At 55.4% G+C, this 17,920-nt stretch carries 19 protein-coding genes; 14 read left to right on the plus strand and 5 right to left on the minus strand.

The window, feature by feature from the left end; genetic code table 11:
- Both G565_RS22815 and G565_RS27695 read left to right on the plus strand, forming a co-directional pair.
- A partial coding sequence (locus G565_RS22815) for an IS66 family transposase (protein ID WP_037337594.1) occupies positions 1 to 345 on the plus strand: 345 nt, incomplete at its 5' end.
- A 17-nt stretch (positions 346 to 362) separates the two neighbouring features.
- Complete coding sequence (locus G565_RS27695; RefSeq protein ID WP_084649227.1) at positions 363 to 551, plus strand: tyrosine-type recombinase/integrase; 189 nt, start codon at positions 363 to 365, stop codon at positions 549 to 551.
- 356 nt (positions 552 to 907) lie between these two features.
- Here the strand turns inward: G565_RS27695 and G565_RS0103635 are convergent, their stop codons facing one another.
- On the minus strand, positions 908 to 1,399 hold the full coding sequence (locus G565_RS0103635; protein WP_245584116.1) for an ATPase: 492 nt from the start codon (positions 1,397 to 1,399) through the stop codon (positions 908 to 910).
- Between the two features lie 183 nt (positions 1,400 to 1,582).
- Between G565_RS0103635 and G565_RS0103640 the strand changes: the two genes are divergently transcribed.
- On the plus strand, positions 1,583 to 2,203 hold the full coding sequence (locus G565_RS0103640) for a hypothetical protein (protein WP_028669748.1): 621 nt from the start codon (positions 1,583 to 1,585) through the stop codon (positions 2,201 to 2,203).
- 32 nt (positions 2,204 to 2,235) lie between these two features.
- Positions 2,236 to 2,982 carry an SOS response-associated peptidase family protein gene (locus G565_RS0103645; RefSeq protein ID WP_028669749.1) on the plus strand — a complete coding sequence of 249 codons (747 nt, stop codon included), beginning with the start codon at positions 2,236 to 2,238 and terminating at the stop codon, positions 2,980 to 2,982.
- A 4-nt stretch (positions 2,983 to 2,986) separates the two neighbouring features.
- Here G565_RS0103645 and G565_RS22820 read toward each other — a convergent pair whose 3' ends face one another.
- The gene (locus G565_RS22820; protein WP_051207273.1) at positions 2,987 to 3,589 is read right to left on the minus strand and encodes a thymidine kinase; all 603 of its coding nucleotides are present in this window, start codon (positions 3,587 to 3,589) and stop codon (positions 2,987 to 2,989) included.
- Positions 3,590 to 3,717: 128 nt separating this feature from the next.
- On the opposite strand from G565_RS22820, the gene xthA reads away from it, so the two are divergent.
- Positions 3,718 to 4,557: an exodeoxyribonuclease III gene (xthA, locus tag G565_RS0103655; RefSeq protein ID WP_028669750.1), complete on the plus strand. Its 840-nt coding sequence runs from the start codon at positions 3,718 to 3,720 to the stop codon at positions 4,555 to 4,557.
- 90 nt (positions 4,558 to 4,647) lie between these two features.
- On the opposite strand, the gene G565_RS0103660 is transcribed toward xthA, so the two are convergent.
- Positions 4,648 to 7,563, minus strand: coding sequence for an insulinase family protein (locus G565_RS0103660; RefSeq protein WP_028669751.1), 2,916 nt, complete (start codon positions 7,561 to 7,563; stop codon positions 4,648 to 4,650).
- A 244-nt stretch (positions 7,564 to 7,807) separates the two neighbouring features.
- On the opposite strand from G565_RS0103660, the gene G565_RS0103665 reads away from it, so the two are divergent.
- Positions 7,808 to 10,468 (plus strand): helicase-related protein, encoded by a 2,661-nt coding sequence (locus G565_RS0103665; protein ID WP_028669752.1) that lies wholly within the window; start codon positions 7,808 to 7,810, stop codon positions 10,466 to 10,468.
- A 118-nt stretch (positions 10,469 to 10,586) separates the two neighbouring features.
- On the plus strand, positions 10,587 to 11,375 hold the full coding sequence (locus G565_RS0103670; protein WP_028669753.1) for an enoyl-CoA hydratase-related protein: 789 nt from the start codon (positions 10,587 to 10,589) through the stop codon (positions 11,373 to 11,375).
- Between the two features lie 185 nt (positions 11,376 to 11,560).
- Here the strand turns inward: G565_RS0103670 and G565_RS22825 are convergent, their stop codons facing one another.
- Entirely contained in the window at positions 11,561 to 12,190 is a 630-nt protein-coding gene (locus G565_RS22825; protein ID WP_037337596.1) for a TetR/AcrR family transcriptional regulator, read from the minus strand.
- A gap of 355 nt (positions 12,191 to 12,545) precedes the next feature.
- Here G565_RS22825 and G565_RS0103680 point away from each other — a divergent pair, with 355 nt between their 5' ends.
- The 7 genes from G565_RS0103680 to G565_RS0103710 all read left to right on the plus strand — a co-directional run bounded on the left by G565_RS0103680 (position 12,546) and on the right by G565_RS0103710 (position 16,101).
- Positions 12,546 to 13,214 carry a Bax inhibitor-1/YccA family protein gene (locus G565_RS0103680; protein ID WP_028669754.1) on the plus strand — a complete coding sequence of 223 codons (669 nt, stop codon included), beginning with the start codon at positions 12,546 to 12,548 and terminating at the stop codon, positions 13,212 to 13,214.
- A gap of 71 nt (positions 13,215 to 13,285) precedes the next feature.
- Positions 13,286 to 13,675: a sulfurtransferase complex subunit TusD gene (gene tusD / locus G565_RS0103685; protein ID WP_028669755.1), complete on the plus strand. Its 390-nt coding sequence runs from the start codon at positions 13,286 to 13,288 to the stop codon at positions 13,673 to 13,675.
- The gene (locus G565_RS25760) at positions 13,672 to 14,061 is read left to right on the plus strand and encodes a DsrE family protein (RefSeq protein WP_051207275.1); all 390 of its coding nucleotides are present in this window, start codon (positions 13,672 to 13,674) and stop codon (positions 14,059 to 14,061) included. The genes tusD and G565_RS25760 overlap by 4 nt, the downstream gene beginning before the upstream one ends.
- Positions 14,061 to 14,324, plus strand: a complete 264-nt coding sequence (locus tag G565_RS0103695) for a hypothetical protein (RefSeq protein ID WP_028669756.1) — start codon at positions 14,061 to 14,063, stop codon at positions 14,322 to 14,324. The genes G565_RS25760 and G565_RS0103695 overlap by 1 nt, the downstream gene beginning before the upstream one ends.
- 64 nt (positions 14,325 to 14,388) lie before the next feature.
- On the plus strand, positions 14,389 to 14,706 hold the full coding sequence (locus tag G565_RS0103700) for a TusE/DsrC/DsvC family sulfur relay protein (RefSeq protein WP_037337599.1): 318 nt from the start codon (positions 14,389 to 14,391) through the stop codon (positions 14,704 to 14,706).
- Between the two features lie 29 nt (positions 14,707 to 14,735).
- Positions 14,736 to 15,716 (plus strand): glycosyl transferase family protein, encoded by a 981-nt coding sequence (locus tag G565_RS22835; protein WP_037337602.1) that lies wholly within the window; start codon positions 14,736 to 14,738, stop codon positions 15,714 to 15,716.
- Positions 15,717 to 15,885: 169 nt separating this feature from the next.
- Entirely contained in the window at positions 15,886 to 16,101 is a 216-nt protein-coding gene (locus G565_RS0103710; protein WP_028669758.1) for a hypothetical protein, read from the plus strand.
- Between the two features lie 96 nt (positions 16,102 to 16,197).
- On the opposite strand, the gene cysG is transcribed toward G565_RS0103710, so the two are convergent.
- Positions 16,198 to 17,583 (minus strand): siroheme synthase CysG, encoded by a 1,386-nt coding sequence (gene cysG / locus G565_RS0103715; RefSeq protein ID WP_028669759.1) that lies wholly within the window; start codon positions 17,581 to 17,583, stop codon positions 16,198 to 16,200.
- Positions 17,584 to 17,920: the final 337 nt, after the last annotated feature.

Raw genomic sequence — 17,920 nt, forward strand, 5'->3', positions numbered from 1 at the left:
TCGGTAACACCCAAGAGCAAACTGGGTAAGGCGATCAACTATGCGCTGAACCAGCGGCAAGGGCTAATGCGTTATCTCGACAACGGCGCCATGCCGATCGATAACAACGGTGCTGAAAATGCGATCAGACCGTTCGTAGTGGGCCGGAAAAACTGGCTGTTCAGTGATACGGTCAACGGAGCAAAAGCCAGTGCTGTGTGGTACTCGATCATGGAAACGGCGAAGGCTAATGGACTGGAACCCTATCACTATCTGAAGCGGGTCTTTGAGCAGTTGCCGCTGGCAACATCTGACGATGATGTTGATGCCTTGCTGCCATGGAATATCGAGTTACCTGCTCAGTGAAAGTGTGGGGTTAATGGATCGCTTACAAAGATGTCACATCCCATTGGCTGAGACATACAGGTGCTAGCTCGGAAATCGACCGTGGTCGGGCATTAAAGGATGTATCTGAAGACCTCGGCCACTCAAGCATGGCAACCACGGACAGTATTTATGTCCAGGCCAGCGCTAAGAACCGAGCAAAAAGCGGAAAATCCCGAGAAGTATAGTTTGATCACATATTCAATTGCGGCATGACGCGTTCTTAATGAAATAGCTTCTTGCGAAATATTTCCAATATTGTGTGGAAAATGGGCTATAACACGCTGTTAGATTTCCAACTTTACTAGGTCGCTTACCAGCTGGAAAGCCAGACCCCGTCGCATCATCCACTATTTCCTGTAATAAAGATTACAGGAAATAGAGGATGAATGATCTGCAGGTAACTCCCACCCGGTATAGACAACCCCAAATTATGAACCTGATCTCCTTCAACCTATCCATATTGTCCGCGGGTCTTTGACATTGTGGGCGAAACCCGAACAATTGGCTGACGCCCACGCTGACTCACGTAATTGCGCTGGTCCTAAAGGGCCCTGCCCGCATCGATCTGTTTGGCCAGCCGCATTGATTCGTGTTCCTCCATTGTCAGCAGCGATTCCATCAATTCACGGGCATTGGCCGTTTCGGCTTTGCCAATCAGACTCTGATAAAGCGTTGTTAACTGAGTATGGAAGTCGAAGACTTCGCGACAAATACCCTCGTAATCCAACTCACTGTATGGCACGTCGCACGTTCTCTGAGAGTGCAACGGCCCGTTGGATAGATAGTCGTAAACGCGGGTTTTCAGCACCTGCTGGTCGGTTTCCTGTTCAAAGCGATCGACCATTTGTTCCAGCGCCTGTTCATGATCAGCCAGATACGCCAGCAGCGCTCCGGCTTTGTCGTCGGTCTGGTGTTGCGCACCGGCCGTCAGGCAGCGGCTCAGGTTATGGTGAAGTTCACGGCTCCAGTCGATCAGATCTTCAAAGGTTTTAATATCCAAAACAGGCTCCCCGTTCATTACGATGCCTTTCATGTGCAATCCGTTGGGAAAAATTCAACCGTCTGAGACCTTTTGGCGCTGAAATTGCTGAACCCACGGCTCTTACCGGGGTTTATTGCCCGGGAATTCTGGCTCACTGACTTTTAGGGGAACCCTACCCGGCCTGCTATACTGCGCAACCCGCCCCGGGAAGACCGACCAATCAGGAGCTATTGCTTGAACGACCGCTTGAACAAGACCGTTGATTACCGCGAGCTGATACTCAGCGCCGACCAGAAATCCCTCGAACACAACTTGCCACATCGCGCCTTGTCCTATTCGGGAGACCCACTGCAGACGGCGGAGCTGAAGCGTTGCATGATGCTGGGTGTTGCGGCCAGAAATGCACTGACTTTTACCTCGAAAGACCCGTTTCGCAACGCGCCTGATATTTGCCTCGCTGTCAGTGAAGCGTTGACTGAGGCCGGTTTCGAGCATGAAGTCACCCTGGGCAATCTGATTCGCCGCGGCAAACACCTGGTCAGCAATGTGTCTGCCAGGGCGCTTGTGGACGCCTTTCAGTCAACGGAATCGGCGGTCAGGGCCAACTACTATTGTTGGATCACGCTGAATGATGGGTCGGTTTTCGATTTCGCCCTGCTATCTGAGGTCAAACCGCCTGTACGAGCGCCTATTCAAAAAGGTCGGGTGCGGCCACCAAAGCCCAAAAAACAGAACCTTGCCGATACGGTGTTGATGCTGAATCCCACGGAACATGGCACCTTGTACCGGTATGTTCCTGAAATTGTCGGCTATGATGTCTTGAAAGCGCTGGTCAGTCGTACACCAGGGCGATAAACACCCTTCGGCTAACGGGAGGCGTTATAACCATGTGCGGTGCCATCAACAATGTGTCCGATTTTCCGCTACTGGACCCGCTGCTGGGGCTGGCCGGTTATTCGGAGGCTGAGATTCGGTCGGTATTGAACAAGCGCGAATGCCGACCGACCGATGAGGTGCTAGCCCTGGTGCCGACGCGTCAGGGCCCGCGCCTGATGGCCGCCACCTGGTGGCTCAAGCTCGACCCGAACACCTTATTGCCGGATACCCGCTGGAATACCTTCAACTGCCGATCAGGCCAGATTTTAAGCTCTCCCCTTCACCAGCTCGCGCCTAAAAGCTTTCGGGCGGTGGTGATTACCGACGGGTTTTACGAGTGGCAACCGCGCTACTCCGGCGGCCGGCTCTACAGTGACTTGTCGGCTGAAGAGCAACAGCACCTTCCCAAAGCTCAGTCCAAGCAGCGTCACTGGATTCATCAGCCCGGAGAGCTGATGCTATTGGGAGCCATGTGCAAACACTGGCTGGATGCGCAAGGAAACCCCAAAGTCTCGGTAGGCGTTATTACCCTACCCCCACACCCGGCATTCTTGGACGTGCACGCCAAATCCTTTCCGCTGGTGTTGAGGCCCGACGAACTGAATGACTGGATGAACCCGCGCATCGGCCATGCTCATTTCGAGTCTTTGTTCAAAGAAACAGAGGTTCGTGTTGATGTTAACGTTCAAGCCATCAATGATGCTGAGTTCGATCTGATACCCGGAGAACCGCCAATACTGAGGGCTCCGAGAGTTTAAATGGCTACCGTGTAGATAAAACTGGCGTCGACCAGACGGGTTTTACCGCTTCCTTGTAGTGCTTTCGACACATTGATACGTAGCGGTCATTGCCACCGATTTCAACCTGATCTCCCTCACTGATCGCACCGCCCTGCTCATCCAGTCGCGCCACCATGATGGCTTTACGACCGCAATGGCACACGGTTTTTAGCTCATTCAATTTGTCAGCCAGGGCGAGCAAGCGCGCGGACCCGGGGAACAGATTGCCCAGAAAATCGGACCGGATGCCAAAGCACAATACGGGCACGTCGGCATCGTCCACCAGATCGGATAACTGATTAACCTGCTCGGGCGTCAGAAACTGGGCTTCATCCACCAATATACAGTCCGTATGTCCGTCAAAGGCGGTAAACCAGGCTTTCAGGTCTGTCGTCTCGGTAAACGTATCGGCCGCCTTTTCCAGACCAATGCGTGAACTGATGCGCCCTGCCCCGTAACGCTGATCAATCTGCGCCGTCAGCAGGCGCGTGGTCATACCACGTTCCCGGTAGTTGTACTCCGACTGCAGTAAAGAGGTGGATTTGCCAGCGTTCATCGCTGAATAGTAAAAATAGAGCTGGGCCATGGGGGCATCCTGATTCGGGGTTTCAATACGGCGGTCGAGGGGGAATAATAGCGCGCAAGCGAGCACGGTTACAGTTTGGGTTGAGGTTAATCCCGAACCTTGAAGAACTCACAGCCAATAGGACAACCATGCGAATCATTTCGTTCAATATCAACGGTATACGCGCCAGACTTCATCAATTGGAAGCACTGCGTGATCACCAAAAACCAGACATCCTCTGCCTGCAGGAAATCAAAGTCCACGACGATATGTACCCACACCCGGCGGTGGAAACGGCCTCCGGTTTCGGTTCGGTGACCCATGGGCAAAAAGGGCATTACGGTGTCGCCACCCTGACCGCAGCACCCCCGCGGTTTGTGCAGCGGGGCTTTAGCAGCGACACAGAAGATGACCAGAGACGCCTGATCATTACTCACCATCCCCTGACCGATGGCCGGCACCTGACCGTCATCAATGGCTATTTCCCCCAGGGTGAGAACGTCAGTCACGACACCAAGTGGCCCGCCAAGCGCAAGTTTTATGCAGATTTAACCCACTGGCTGAAAACTGAAGCCAAACCCGATGACCTCATCGTGATCCTGGGCGACTTCAACATTGCTCCGGTCGACGAAGATATTGGCATCGGTGATAAAAACGCCCAGCGTTGGCTGCGCGAGGGCAAATCCGCGTTTCAACCCGAAGAGCGGGCCTGGTTTGAAACGCTGCGTGCCTGGGGCCTGACCGACAGTTACCGCCATTTGTATCCGGATACCAACGATCGATTCAGCTGGTTCGACTACCGTTCACGCGGCTTCGACGACGACCCCAAACGGGGCCTTCGCATCGACCACATCATGGTGTCACAACCGTTAGTGCCGCTGATTCTCGATGCAGGCATTGACTACGACACACGCGGGCTTGAGAAACCCTCTGATCATGCGCCGGTCTGGCTGGACCTGGACGTATCGCTTGCGGGTTTGTCTATGTAGTTAAGCGCATTTGATGTCTCCAGCCCATACTAAAAAGCCGCCTACAGGCGGCTTTTTACGTTCAGAAACAACGGTGTGTCTAGCGCTAAGTTAACTCAGCGATTCGACCTCGAACCCTTGTTCGGTGAGCTCGTCAGCATGTTTGCGGTCTGTGACCACAGCCCTGGACGCGTTGTTTTCCGCAAAGTACGTTTCAGCCACACGCTTCACATCAGCAGCCGTTACACCCAATAGCGCCTCACGGTAGGCCTTGCGGTACTCATCCGACCGACCGAACAACCGATTCTGGAAGGCTTGTTTGGCTTCACCGGCCGGTGATCCGGGTTTATCCATGGAGCTGATCACCCCCAGAATCGACGATTCAACCTGCTCCTGCGTAACGCCCTGCCCGGTCGCCCAATCGAGACTGGCGCGGAAATCATCCAGCGTTCCCTCGATGCGAGGATCACGGTACGAGTAAAACCGGAACGTACCGGTATTGCTGTCGTGTGCAGCGCCGCCGCCATAAGCGCCCCCTTGTTCCCGGATGGTCCGGTGCAGGAAGTTGTCGCGCAACACGCCGCCAAGGACGGTCAGTGGCGCTGAATCCGCATGGCCTGGTAACACCGTTCTGTAAGCCGCTGAACAAAAATTGACCTGAGTGTTGACGCTCCAGGCGGTGTTCTGTTTGGGCATCAGCCAGTCGGCCGTCTGGTTGGCCGGCTCGGAAGTCGACTCTCTGTTTTGTAGCCCCTGTTCTCTTAACAGCTGGGTCAAAGACTCGAGTTCAGCGGGCTCAGCGATCAATACAGCATGAGAGCGTTGCTGCTGAATCTTTTGATGCAGGCTACTAATCGCCGCCAACCAGTTCGTCAGGGCCTGCTGATCATCGGTGAAAGAATCCACCCAGCCTTTAACGCGTCGAATTGCCGGCAAGCCGCCCATATCGTAAGTCAGCGCACTGGCGCGCGTGTGAAAGGCACTGCTGGTTTGCATGGCCAGAACATGGCCCTGTCCGGTGACACTTTGCTGACGACGCGCGCTCAGCTGTTTGAGCAAGTCGAATACGCGCGAGGTTTCGTCAAAACGTGGGGATGACCAGTGACGGGTCAGAATCTGGGTCAGCTCGTCCACATGTCTGACCAGGGCCCGGCCAGATAACACCACATAACCCGCGACGTCGTCGGCACTGTCGAGTGGGTTACGGAACTGGCTGTAAAAGCTGACGCTCCCGGTTCGGGCTGCCTGCCATTGCTGCATGGCCAGGTAGTCTTTGTCGCCCGCACCTATCTCAGTCAGCAAGGCGGTATAAACCGGTAGCAACGCCAATTCATCGGCCGACAACTCCGGCAGAGGCACAAACCACTGCTCATAGGCAATGCCATTGGTACCGGCGGTGTAACGGGTGATGTCGTCGCTTGCAGCCGGAGCTATACGTTTAACGTCCGGTTTAACATCAGCCAGCGTGACTTTGGGGAGCAAGCCCACATCGTCTTCCTGCTCCTGGCGCGCTTTTAGTTTGCTGGCCTGCTCAACCAAATGCTGTTTTTCAGGCTCCGTCAGACTGGCCTGGATACGCGCCAGTCGAGCGGCTTCATTATCCAGTTGGCGCTGATGGAGCTCAGCATCGGGGCGCAGCGTCAGCCGCACGCGATGAACGTTATCGAGCAACAGAGTGCGGATAAGACCTGGAATATAGGCCGGATCCTGGCTGCGTTCGCGCAAAATGGCCAGTGTGGGGTCTATATCGAGCGACTCCATGACTGAGCCACCGTGTGTAGCAGCACCGATCACTGAAAAGATCAGCTGCAAGCCATACGGCGCGCTGTCGCCGGTGATTTCACGTTGCGACAGTTCGAGCTGGTGCAGCATGGCCTCTACGTCTTCATACGGCACACCCGACTGCTCAATGGCTTCAAGCGATTCGATGACCAGACGCTCAAACTCGGCCGCTTTTTCCGGCTCACTGCCTTCCAGGCCGCACAGGAACATCATTTCCCGGTTGGAATCTTCCAGGCCGCACATCGGTGATGGGTTGCTGCCAACGTCGGTTTGCTCCAGGGCTTTGCGCAACGGCGAAGCACTGTTATCGAGCAACACATCGCTGAGCAAATGCGCCTCCAACTGACCCAGAAGATCGGTGGATTCGCCCAACAACCAGCCCATAACATGGTGCGTTTTGCCGCTCAGGTCACCGGGTTCAGCGGCGTAGGCGTTCTCAACCCGCAACACGGAGTTGTAGCGGCGCTCCAGCGGCACGGACAATTTGTGATCGAGGGCTTCAAACCGATGCAGAGCCTGGTCGTGAACGCGCTGCTGAACATCGGCTGCCGAGCGGTCACCAAAGGTAAAAAAGGTCGCATTGCTCGGGTGATAGTGAGTCTTGTAGAACGCCTTGAGATCTTCGTACGTCAGATCCGGAATCGCTTCCGGGTCACCACCGCTGTTGAAATGGTAGGTGTTGTTGGGAAACAAATAATGCTTGGCGGTCTGGTACAACTGGCTGACCGGTGAGCTCATGGCGCCTTTCATTTCGTTGAACACTACGCCTTTGAACGTCAGCGGTGACGCCGGGTTGTCGGGTTCGGTAAATTCAAGGCGATGCCCTTCCTGCAGGAAATCGAGTTCGTTCAGGTTCGAGAAAAACACAGCATCGAGATAGACGCTGAGCAGGTTTTCATAATCCTGATCGTTTTCGCTGGCAAAGGGATACGCTGTCCAGTCACTGCTGGTCATGGCGTTCATAAAGGTATTCAGGGAGCGCCGCGTCATCATAAAGAAGGGGTCGCGGACCGGAAATTGCTCGCTGCCGCACAACGCCGTGTGCTCAAGAATGTGCGCTACCCCGGAAGAATCCTTCGGCATGGTGCGCAGGGCAACCATAAAGACGTTTTCAGGATTATCGGACTGGATGTGGAAGTGATCGGCTCCGGTGTTCCGATGCCGGTAGTGTTCCAGCGTCACATTCAGTGAGTCGATGGTGCGGGATTCAATCGCGTCGAACGCGGTGTGCGCATTTAGAGTCATACAGCGGAAGTACCTTGATTCATGTACCCCTAATAATGGGGCAATGAAGCCAACTGGCAAGCCCCAAATGCATGATTTTGCACTCTGCTCACCTTAAAAACAGGCTTCTGTCTGGGCGAATTCTGCAGATGGCGGCCGTTTTACTAGACTGAGAGTCCACGAATTGCCGCCGATTCAAGGTTATCTCTTTCATGACACGACAGATTCCGTAGAATAGCGGCCCTTTTGGGGATACGAGGACGCCATGTCAGACTTTATTCAGGGCCAGCGCTGGCTAGCAGATGGTGAGCCCGAGCTCGGGCTCGGTATGGTGCAAGGCCAGGATGAGCGCACTGTTACTCTCTATTTCCCTGCCGTCGACGACGAACGGTGCTATGCATTGCGCCAGCCACCGCTGACTCGCATACGTTTCGAACGGGGTGAGGAATTTCAGCGTCGGGACCAGCGCAAGGCAGAAGTTAAGGCCGTGCACGACCTGAATGGCCTTCATGTCTATGAAACGCTCGATGGCGAGATGGTTCCCGAGACCGAGTTGGCCGATACGCTGGATCGAAACAGCCCGCTGACAAGGTTGATGACCGGTCAGACCGACCACCCTAACTGGTTCAATTTTCGCGCAGCGCTCAACGCCGGACATCAGGCAATCTGGTCCGCCCATCTGAATGGCCTGCTCGGCACTCGCTCTTCTTTATTGCCTCACCAGTTGTATGTTGCAAAGCAAGCGACTGAAAGAACCCGGGTTCGGGCGCTGCTGTCCGACGAAGTTGGCCTGGGTAAAACCATCGAAGCCGGCCTGATTATCAACCGACTGCTTCAGCAAGGCCGGGCAAGTCGCGTGCTGATCGCCGTACCAGACGCCCTTCAGGCTCAGTGGCTGGTTGAACTGGTGCGCCGGTTTTCGCTGCACTGCGAGTTTTACCAGTCCGAAGATCACGACTTCGGCATGGGTCAGGTGCATCTGATTCCCCATCGATTGTTAAACGACAGCGAAGAAATGCCCTGGATCACCGCCCAGGACTGGGATGTACTGGTCGTGGACGAAGCCCATCACCTGTCTCTCGACGATGCCGAAGGGCTTGACGATACCGAGAGCTGGGTAGCGCTGGCACGGAAAACGCCGCATCTGCTGCTGTTGACGGCAACGCCTGAGCAATTAGGCCAGGAGGCGCATTTTCAGAGACTGCAATTACTCGATGCCTCCAGGTTTATCCGGTTTGAAGACTATCAGGCCGATGAATCCCACTTTATTGAGCACTCGTCGGTGGCCAGTGCCTTGTACAACGACAGCATTGACGATGCCTTGCTCGACCGGCTCGCTACCCTGGGCATCGAATGGCACGACGACAGTCGTCGCGCCCTCGCCGAGGTGCTGGATCGGCATGGGCCGGGTCGCGTGGTCTACCGCAATACGAGACGGGGCGTCGCCGGTTTCTTCCCACGCGAAGTTCAATTGCACCCGTCAGCGTCTGAAACGGAGCGACAGCGCTGGCTGGTCGACTGGCTGAAGGCCAACCGCACCGAAAAAGTCCTGTTGATAACCCAGACCTCAGAGGTCGCGCAGGAGCTGTCTCACCACCTCTGGCATGATCATGGTCTGGAATCGACCGCCTTTCATGAAGGCTTGAATCTGATCGAGCGTGACCGTGCTGCCGCACACTTTGCCAGGGAAGACGACGGTGCCCAGATTCTTGTGTGCTCTGAAATCGGCGGTGAAGGCCGCAATTTTCAATTCAGCCACCACCTGGTGCTGTGGGACCTGCCGGATCATCCGGATGTTCTGGAGCAGCGCATTGGCCGACTTGACCGCATAGGCCAGGATCAGACTATCCACATCCACCTGCCCTTTTTGACAGATGGGCCTGATGCGGTGCGCGTGCGCTGGTTCCACGAGGTACTGGGTTGCCTGGAGGCATTGCAACCGGCCGCTGGCGCTATCCATGAGCAATTCGCTGACGCCTGGTTCGCTAACCCAGAAGACAGTGATCTGACCGGGGACGTGCAGCAGTCTCTGACGGCGCTGAACCTGGAGCTGGAGTCGGGCCGTGATGTCATGCTGGAGCTGAATTCCTGCCGGCAACCGGAAGCGACAGAGCTGGCCGATCAGGTTGCCGAGCTTGAGCAGAACAGCGCAGAACCGGTTGTTGAGATGGCGGCTAATTTGCTCAACCTGCATTTTGAAACGCTGGATGAAGGCATCTTTGAACTGATTCCTTCAGACAATATGATGATACCGGTTATTCCCGGCATTCCCGAAGGGGGCGCCGTAATAACCTTCGACCGGCAACGGGCGCTCGTGCGCGACGATGTGCTCTTTGTTTCCTGGGAGCATCCTCTCATTGTGGGGCTGATGGATATTCTGACCAGTACTCAACTCGGTCAGGCCAGTGTAGCCCTGCTGGAAACCAAACAGATACCGGCTGGCCAGGTGTTGCTTGAGGTCCAATGGCAAATTGCCATTCCGCCCCGACTCGCGCATACGCTGAAACCTTATCTGAATCGCAATTTGTTGCGCACCCTAACCCTGGAAGGCGGTACCGCCGACCTGTCATCGGCCCTGACAGAGGCCTCGCTGGCCCCTCAGATCAAGACCTTGCCGGTGAAAATGGTGCGCAAGCTGATTCAGTCGGCCAAAGACCGCATCCCTCCCATTTATGATGTCGGCCTTGGCCATGCCAAAGTGCAATTCGATACGGCCGTAGCGGACGCACGCCAGGAGCACGAAGCCGCCAGCGATGCCCGTATCGAACGTACTCGCTATCTGGCCAGCGTGAACACTCTGGTCAACGAACAGGATGTTGTAAAAGCGGAGATGCAGGCAGAAATGCAACGCCAGGCCTGGGATAACGTGGAATTGCAGCCAGTTGGCGTACGCATGATCCTTTGCGCACCGCCAGGAACGGTTTGAACCGGCCTGCCCTGCTATACAAAAAACATACAAATACCAAGGCCGCCTGCAACTGGCGGCCTTGGTATTTGTGGTTTAGTGTTAAAATACCCTTCGCTAAAAAAGAACAACAACAGCCATGAAGGAAACCGTACTGATTGAGCGTCTGGAAGATGGGCTGGCCCGGGTCATTCTCAACAAACCCGAGAACGGTAACGCCTACGATGACGAAATGATTTGCACCCTGGTCACAGCTCTGGACGACCTGGCCGATGATGACACCCTGAAACTGGTTTGGCTCAGTGGCAAGGGAGCACACTTTTGCAGCGGCCCCGACCGACAATGGCTAACACGCCGGGAGGGTGTGGGTCGGGCCGAGCATCAGCAAGACGCTGAACAAATGTCGCGTCTGCTGGAAACCCTGTATCAGTTCCCGGTGCCGGTATTACTTACCGTGCGCGGCGACGTCAATGCGGTGGCGGTAGGCATAGCCAGCTGCTGCGATATGGTGCTGGCCAGTGAACGAACGTCATTCTGCATCACTGAGTCGTTGTTCGGACAGGTACCGGCGCTGAGTAGCCCTTATCTCACCAAGGCCCTTGGCGAGCGTGCCGCCAAATACTATTCGCTCACCGGCGAAATCATGGATGCGTACACGGCAACCCGGCTTGGGCTGGTTCATCGATTGGTGCCTGGTGATGAACTCGAAGCAGTCGCCACGGTATTGGTTCGGGGTATTTTGTCTCGCAGTCTGGATTCCCTGCGGGTCACCAAAGCCACGTTTAATCTGGTGGCCAATGAACCTTATGATGAATCGCTGCTGGAGACCATGATCGAATGCTCCACCGATGTTCGACTGACACAGTCTGAGACACTACGACAACGGCGGACCAACGGTCGCCGCATCAATTCAGAGACATCCAAGTGAGTTGTTGTTGAGCAACACAAGGCCCTCTACCAAGGCGCCCTGGTGGCCTGCTAAGAGCCTGGCACCCGTATAACGGCTGTTCTTCCCTGTCGTTCAATTTCAAAAGACCGCTCGTTCTCGATGTTTGCCGACATACCCTTGCTCTGGTGGCAACCGGCTGACGCTGACTGACGTTCAATCGTCGTCTAGCGTTCGAGTGCCGCCGCCAAAAACGGAATCAACTGGTTCATCACGTCTTCAACGCCGGAGTCTTCGCCGGTGTCGGCCATCGACATATCCCGCAGCACCTCAATGCTCGACATGGTGAACACACAGGCACCGATGGCAAAATGAATCCGCCAGAATATCTCCCGGGGTGACAGTTCAGGATGAGCAGCACGCAGGTACAGGATGAACCGACTGTATGTCTCGTGGTAGTTCTCTTTGAGAAAGCGCCGCAGATGTCCCTGAGCCTGAGTATAAGCCAGACCGAGCAAACGCATGAAAACTGACAACTTGCGAGTCCCCACAGTGGAATGCACGCCGGTCAGCATGGTTCTTGCCAGTACATCGAGAACATCGCGAAGGTCGGGTTCGGTGTTGGCTGCCGCCATGACTGTCAGTTCTTTATCCAGCTTACTGCAGAACGGACTTAAAAAGCGGGCGAAAACGGCCTGAATCAGGTCTTTTTTCGACCCGAAATGATAGTTGACCGCTGCCAGATTAACCTTGGCCCGGGTGGTGATCATTCTCAATGACGTTTCAGCAAACCCTTTCTCGGCAAACAGTTCTTCAGCTGAATCCAGAATGCGGGTGACGGTATCGGCTTGGCTCATGGTTCGGTCTCGGATAGGGCTTGGCGAGGCTGACTACAACCCCAGTCACGGGTTACTTGATGGCGGTCGTCGATACTCGCATTCGTGCGATTGTTTAAAACGACCGTTTAAAACGAGAATATACAGGACTTATGGCCACTTTGCAGGCCTTTTTCTCGCGCACAGAAAGGAGATGGGCTCTACCCATGGCAACGCTTGGTGCCAGGGCGTAAAAACACCGATCGAAGCTGACAGCTACTGGCTTATCCTGTAATGTCAGCAGCAGGTATAGCTGGCGCATAAGTGATGATATCGCTTGAAAAACGGTGACTGGCCTATACTATTTAATTCGGGTTCACATTATGGAGGTTTGCCCATGGCTGACTATCAAGGTACCGTCACGTCGCGTTCGGAATCGACGCTGGCGACCAATAAAGTTTTACGAAATACCTATCTTCTATTGTCGATGACACTGGTGTTCAGTGCCGTTACGGCAATGATCGCCATGGCTGTAGGAATGCCTCAGGGCGGCGCATTGATCATGATGCTCGCCGCCATTGGTATCGTCTGGTTTGTGTTGCCGCGTGCTTACAATTCAAGCATGGGCATTGTCTGGACGTTCGCTTTCGCCGGCCTGATGGGCGCGAGCCTGGGGCCCATGCTGTCTTCCTATCTGGCGCTGTCTAATGGCCCTGCCATTGTCGCCCAGGCGTTGGGTGGCACCGCTCTGGTGACGTTTGGTCTGTCGGCTTATGCCGTGACGACTAAGAAAGATTTCAGCTTCCTCGGCGGTTTCGTCATGGTTGGCATGATCGTGGCGCTCGTAGCCATTCTGGCCAATCTGTTTCTGGCGATTCCTGCACTGAGCCTGGCCATTTCTGCTGGCGTCGTGTTGCTGATGTCATTGTTGATTCTGTTTGACACCAGCCGCATTGTGAATGGTGGCGAAACCAATTACGTGCGTGCCACCGTGTCGTTGTATCTGAACATCTACAACTTGTTCGTTCACCTGCTGGTGCTCGTCGGCGCACTGTCCGACGATTGACACGGGTCAGTCGATAAGTGATAGAAAGGCCGCTTTTAGCGGCCTTTTTTGTGTGTGATATGATAACCACCATGAATCTTCAACTGAACCTGTATCAGGCGCCCTGGCACCATGTGAGCCACCGAGATGCCCTCGCCTTCGCCCGGGCCAGCCTGGCTCGCGGAGACCGTATTGAGCGAGTGTTTTTCTTTATGGATGCGGTTTACATTGGGCTGACCAGCCAGTCTCCGGCATCCGATGAAGTCGACATGAGACAAGCCTGGCTTGACCTGGCCGCTGACGCTGGCTGCGAATTGTTGCTGTGTATTGCCGCCTCGGCCAACCGCGGGTTATTGAACGACGCTGAAGCTGAACGGTACCAAAGCCCAATAACCACTGTTGCCGAACCGTTTCAGTTGGTGGGATTGGGCCAGTGGGCACTGGGCTATGGCGATTCAGACAAGGTCGTGAGTTTTCGATGAATACAACCGCAGATGCTACTGCCGAGGCAGGGTCCGATCGTTTCGACACCCTCGTGCTGATCACCCGTCCGCCCTACCAGGGCCGACGCAGCGAGGAGGTGCTGGAAGCAGTTATGAGTCTGGCGCTGTTTGATCGTGACCATGCCGTGGTGTTTTTTGATCAGGGTCTTGGCTGGCTTGCTGAGGGCCAGGCACCGGGTGACAGCAAGAGCCTTAGCAAACAGTTGAGTGCCTTGCCCATGTACGGCAGTGAAGCCTTGTTTTATTGTGCTGGCCATCAACATCGGGTTCTGGGCCAAACCGTTAGCCGGGATGACGTTCAAGCCTGCTCTCTGGCGCAATTGGCGCACTGGTTACGCCAGGCTCGTTACGTAGAGGTGTTTTGATGGCTCTGCTCACCCTGACCGGATTGCCCAATGACGCGCAACTGGAACTGTTTGGTTTGTGGCTGACAACCGCTGATGCGCTGTTGCTGCGTGAAGATGCGAGACCACTGATGTGGCAACCCAACCCGACCCGGGCAAGAGGATACGTGCGCCAAACCGACGCTGATGCCCTGGGAGGCTTACGACACCCTGACTGGACGCCGATTACCGACCGGCACTGGGTAGAGCTGGTCGCTGAACACCAGCCACAACTGACCTGGTGAGTGGCATCGTTCGTTAGATTTTCGATACACCCTGTCTTTAATAAATCAAATGAAAGAGAGAATAATGACGGTCACGCTTGAAACCGACCATCTTGGCTTTTTACTGGACGCCCGGAGCTGGAGTCGGGACTGGTGTTTGTCGATTGCGGATCAACAACGCCTTTCGCTGACCGATCAGGACCTGGCGATCGTGGAATCGCTGCGCGAATTCTACTTTGAGTATGATCTTTCACCTGCCATGCGACCGCTGGTCAGGCATTTGAAAGGCCGGTTCGGGCCCGACGTAGGCAACAGCATATTTCTGATGCAACGTTTCGGTGAAAGCCCGGCCCGTATGCTGGCCTTGCTGGCTGGTCTGCCCAAACCCAAAAATTGCCTGTAATCTGAAACCACTTTGTTGCTGGATAAACAATGTCTGAACCTCTGAAGTTTGCCGACCTGATCCGCGCCCTGGGACGAGGGAAGAACGGCAGCCGATCGCTGAGCCGGGAAGAAGCCCATTTCGCCATGCAGGAAATCTGGCATCAGCGTGAAACCCAGGCACAATTGGGTGCCCTGCTCATGCTCATGCGGGTAAAAGAGGAAACGGCCGAAGAACTGGCAGGTATGGCCCAGGCGGTGCGCGATGAACTGGACACCTGGGACGGTCAAGCAATGCACATTGACTGGCCCGCCTATGCTGGCAAACGCCGGCAGCCCTCCTGGTACGTGCTAGCCGCCAAGGCGCTGGCACAAGGCGGTTACCGGGTCTTCATGCACGGTGGTGGCGAACACACGGCTGGGCGCCAATACGCCCGGCAGGTGTGCGAAGCGCTGTCCATACCCATTGCTGCATCCTGGCAACAAGCCGCAACTCTCAGTCAGAACCACACAATGGTCTACTGCCCCCTTGCCAGCTTCGCACCAAGTCTGTCGCACATTATTGACATGAAACAGGAGCTGGGTTTGCGTTCACCGGTAAACACCCTGGTACGCAATCTTAACCCGACCGGTGCAGACGTTACCCTGCAGGGCATGTTTCACCCCAGCTATAAAGCGCTTCACCATGACACAGCCAACTTACTCGGGGATCGGCTCAATATCGTGCTGAAAGGTGACAGTGGTGAATTTGAAGTCAGACCCGATTCCAATGCCGTGGTGCGGGTGAACAGCCCGCGTCATCCCGATTCGCTGGAAGTACCAAAACGACTGCCACAGCGAGCCGTGCGGCCGGATGAACCATCGCTTTCGCTGCTGCAAACGACCTGGGCCGGTGAATCAAATCCGGAATATGGCATAGCGGCCATACAGGAGACCATGGCATTGGTACTGATGGTTGCGGACGGATTGTCACTGCAGAACGCCAGGAACAAGGCTTTGCTGTTATGGCAGCAACGCTTGCTCGCTGACTGATCCGATAGTCGCCGACCCTGGGTTCGGATCAGCACACCGCCAAAAGTGGCATGTATCTTGAGATACCCTCTGTATCGGAGGTTTTTCTGTAGAAAACCGCCGAAATCGCACCAAAAGTGAGCACAGATCCTATTGCTGTGATTCAAAGCGACGCTCGGAGGCTGCTGTAATGACCGAACCCCTACCCCTGCAAATGACTGCCTATCAACTGAAGATACTGATGGGCGTTGTCTTTTTTATCGGAATCACGCTCGTGTCTGCGGCCATTGCCGTTCTGGGAGCCGCGATTCTTGGTTTGTTGCCCGTATCCTCTGCCGGTTACGGTTTGGCCCCACTGATCAGCGGCATAGCATCGGTGTCTGCTGCGGTATTTTTGTCGCACTGATTAAGTCGCCAGCCCGTTTGTAAGGCGGGCCTGTCCTGTCCGATACTGTCGATAAGTTTGCCAGGACGGTACCGCTATACACCGCGCTTGAGTCTTCTATTGGCTCGTCACAGCAGAACCCACCCAGTTCAAGCGCTCATGCAATGAGACCACCTCACCCACGATAATCAGAGTCGGCGCCTGGGGTGGATCATTCCTGACCAGAGTGGGCAGCGTTGCCAGAGTGCCGACCCAAAGTCGCTGATCAGGCGTCGTGCCCTTCTGGATCAGGGCAATGGGCGTGTCTGCTGAACGCCCATGCTGGATAAGTTTGTTGCAGATCTTTTCCAGACCCATCAGGCCCATGTAAAACACCACGGTTTGCTGCGGGCTTGCCAGTTCGCTCCAGGGCAAGTTCAGGCTTCCGTCTTTCAAATGGCCGGTTACAAAACGCACCGACTGGGCATAATCCCGATGGGTCAGCGGAATACCGGTATAGGTCGAGCACCCCGAAGCAGCCGTAATACCAGGAACTACCTGGAAAGGAATGCCCTGCTCGGCCAGTAAGTCAATTTCCTCGCCACCTCGGCCAAAGATGAAGGGGTCTCCCCCTTTGAGGCGCAGAACCTTCTTTCCTTCCAGCGCCAGATCGACCAATCGTTGATTGATGTCCTGCTGGGGGACCGAATGGTCGGAGCGCTGCTTACCGACGTAGAGTCGCTCCGCATCGCGTCGCACCAGGTCCATAATGGCGTCTGACACCAACCGGTCATAGAGCACTACATCGGCTTGCTGCATCAGTCGCAGCGCCTTAAAGGTCAGCAAATCCGGATCACCGGGGCCGGCTCCTACCAGATAAACTTCACCGTGTTGAGTGTCACCGGGTGCATCGATCATCGCTTTGAGTTGGTGCTCTGCCTGCTCCAGCCGTCCGGCGTAGACATGCTCGGCCACGGTACCGCCCAGTACTTTTTCCCAGAAGTAGCGCCGGTCGTCCAGGCGGGTGAAGCGTTTTTTAACCGCGGTGCGAAAGCGAGAAGCCAGTTGCGCCAGGTGGCCATAACTCGCCGGGATCGTGCTTTCCAGTTTGGCTCGAACTGATCTTGCCAAAACCGGGGCCTGGCCACTGGAGGTAATCGCAATAATCAATGGATCCCGGTCGACCAGAGAGGGAAAAATGACATCGCATAGATCGGGGGAATCCACCACATTAACCAACACCCCCCGAGCCCGTGACTGCGCAGAGACTTCCCGGTTCACCGATTCGATGTCAGTAGCACTGACCACCAGTGCTTTGCCATCAATATCGGCGGGGTCAAATGTTCGCCATTCACAGTCACAATTGGGGTTATCGGCTATAACCGGCAGAATGGAGGGAGCCACGACCTGAATCCGACATCCTGAACGCTGCAACAGGTGGATTTTGCGCGCCGCAATGTCCCCGCCGCCAACCACCAGGATGGTCTTATCGGATAACTTATGGAACAACGGAAAATATTGCATGACCACTCCCTATTCTATGGACCCGGCACTGGGGTCTGATGCCGGGCCCGACACAGGCGGGCACAGGCCATTCAATGCCGGTGTTAGACCCGCCGTTGGGTCAGTCAATTGTTACCGGGTTGGTAATGCCCGGATTTAAAGACTTTCAAAGGTAATGCGGCGCCACCAAACACAGTGCTGGCTGCCGGGTTGACCTCCACGGGGCAGTCCGCAGCAGGGATGCTGCGGTCTAGGCCCCCTAGGTTGGGTTGAGTGGGCGGCATCCCGCACGACTCCGGAGAGGTCAACCCGGCAGCGGGCACGGCTGATTGGCACCAAAGACCAGGCAACCTGCCCT

Source organism: Saccharospirillum impatiens DSM 12546, from assembly GCF_000423605.1.
In the GTDB taxonomy this organism is placed as follows: domain Bacteria; phylum Pseudomonadota; class Gammaproteobacteria; order Pseudomonadales; family Natronospirillaceae; genus Saccharospirillum; species Saccharospirillum impatiens.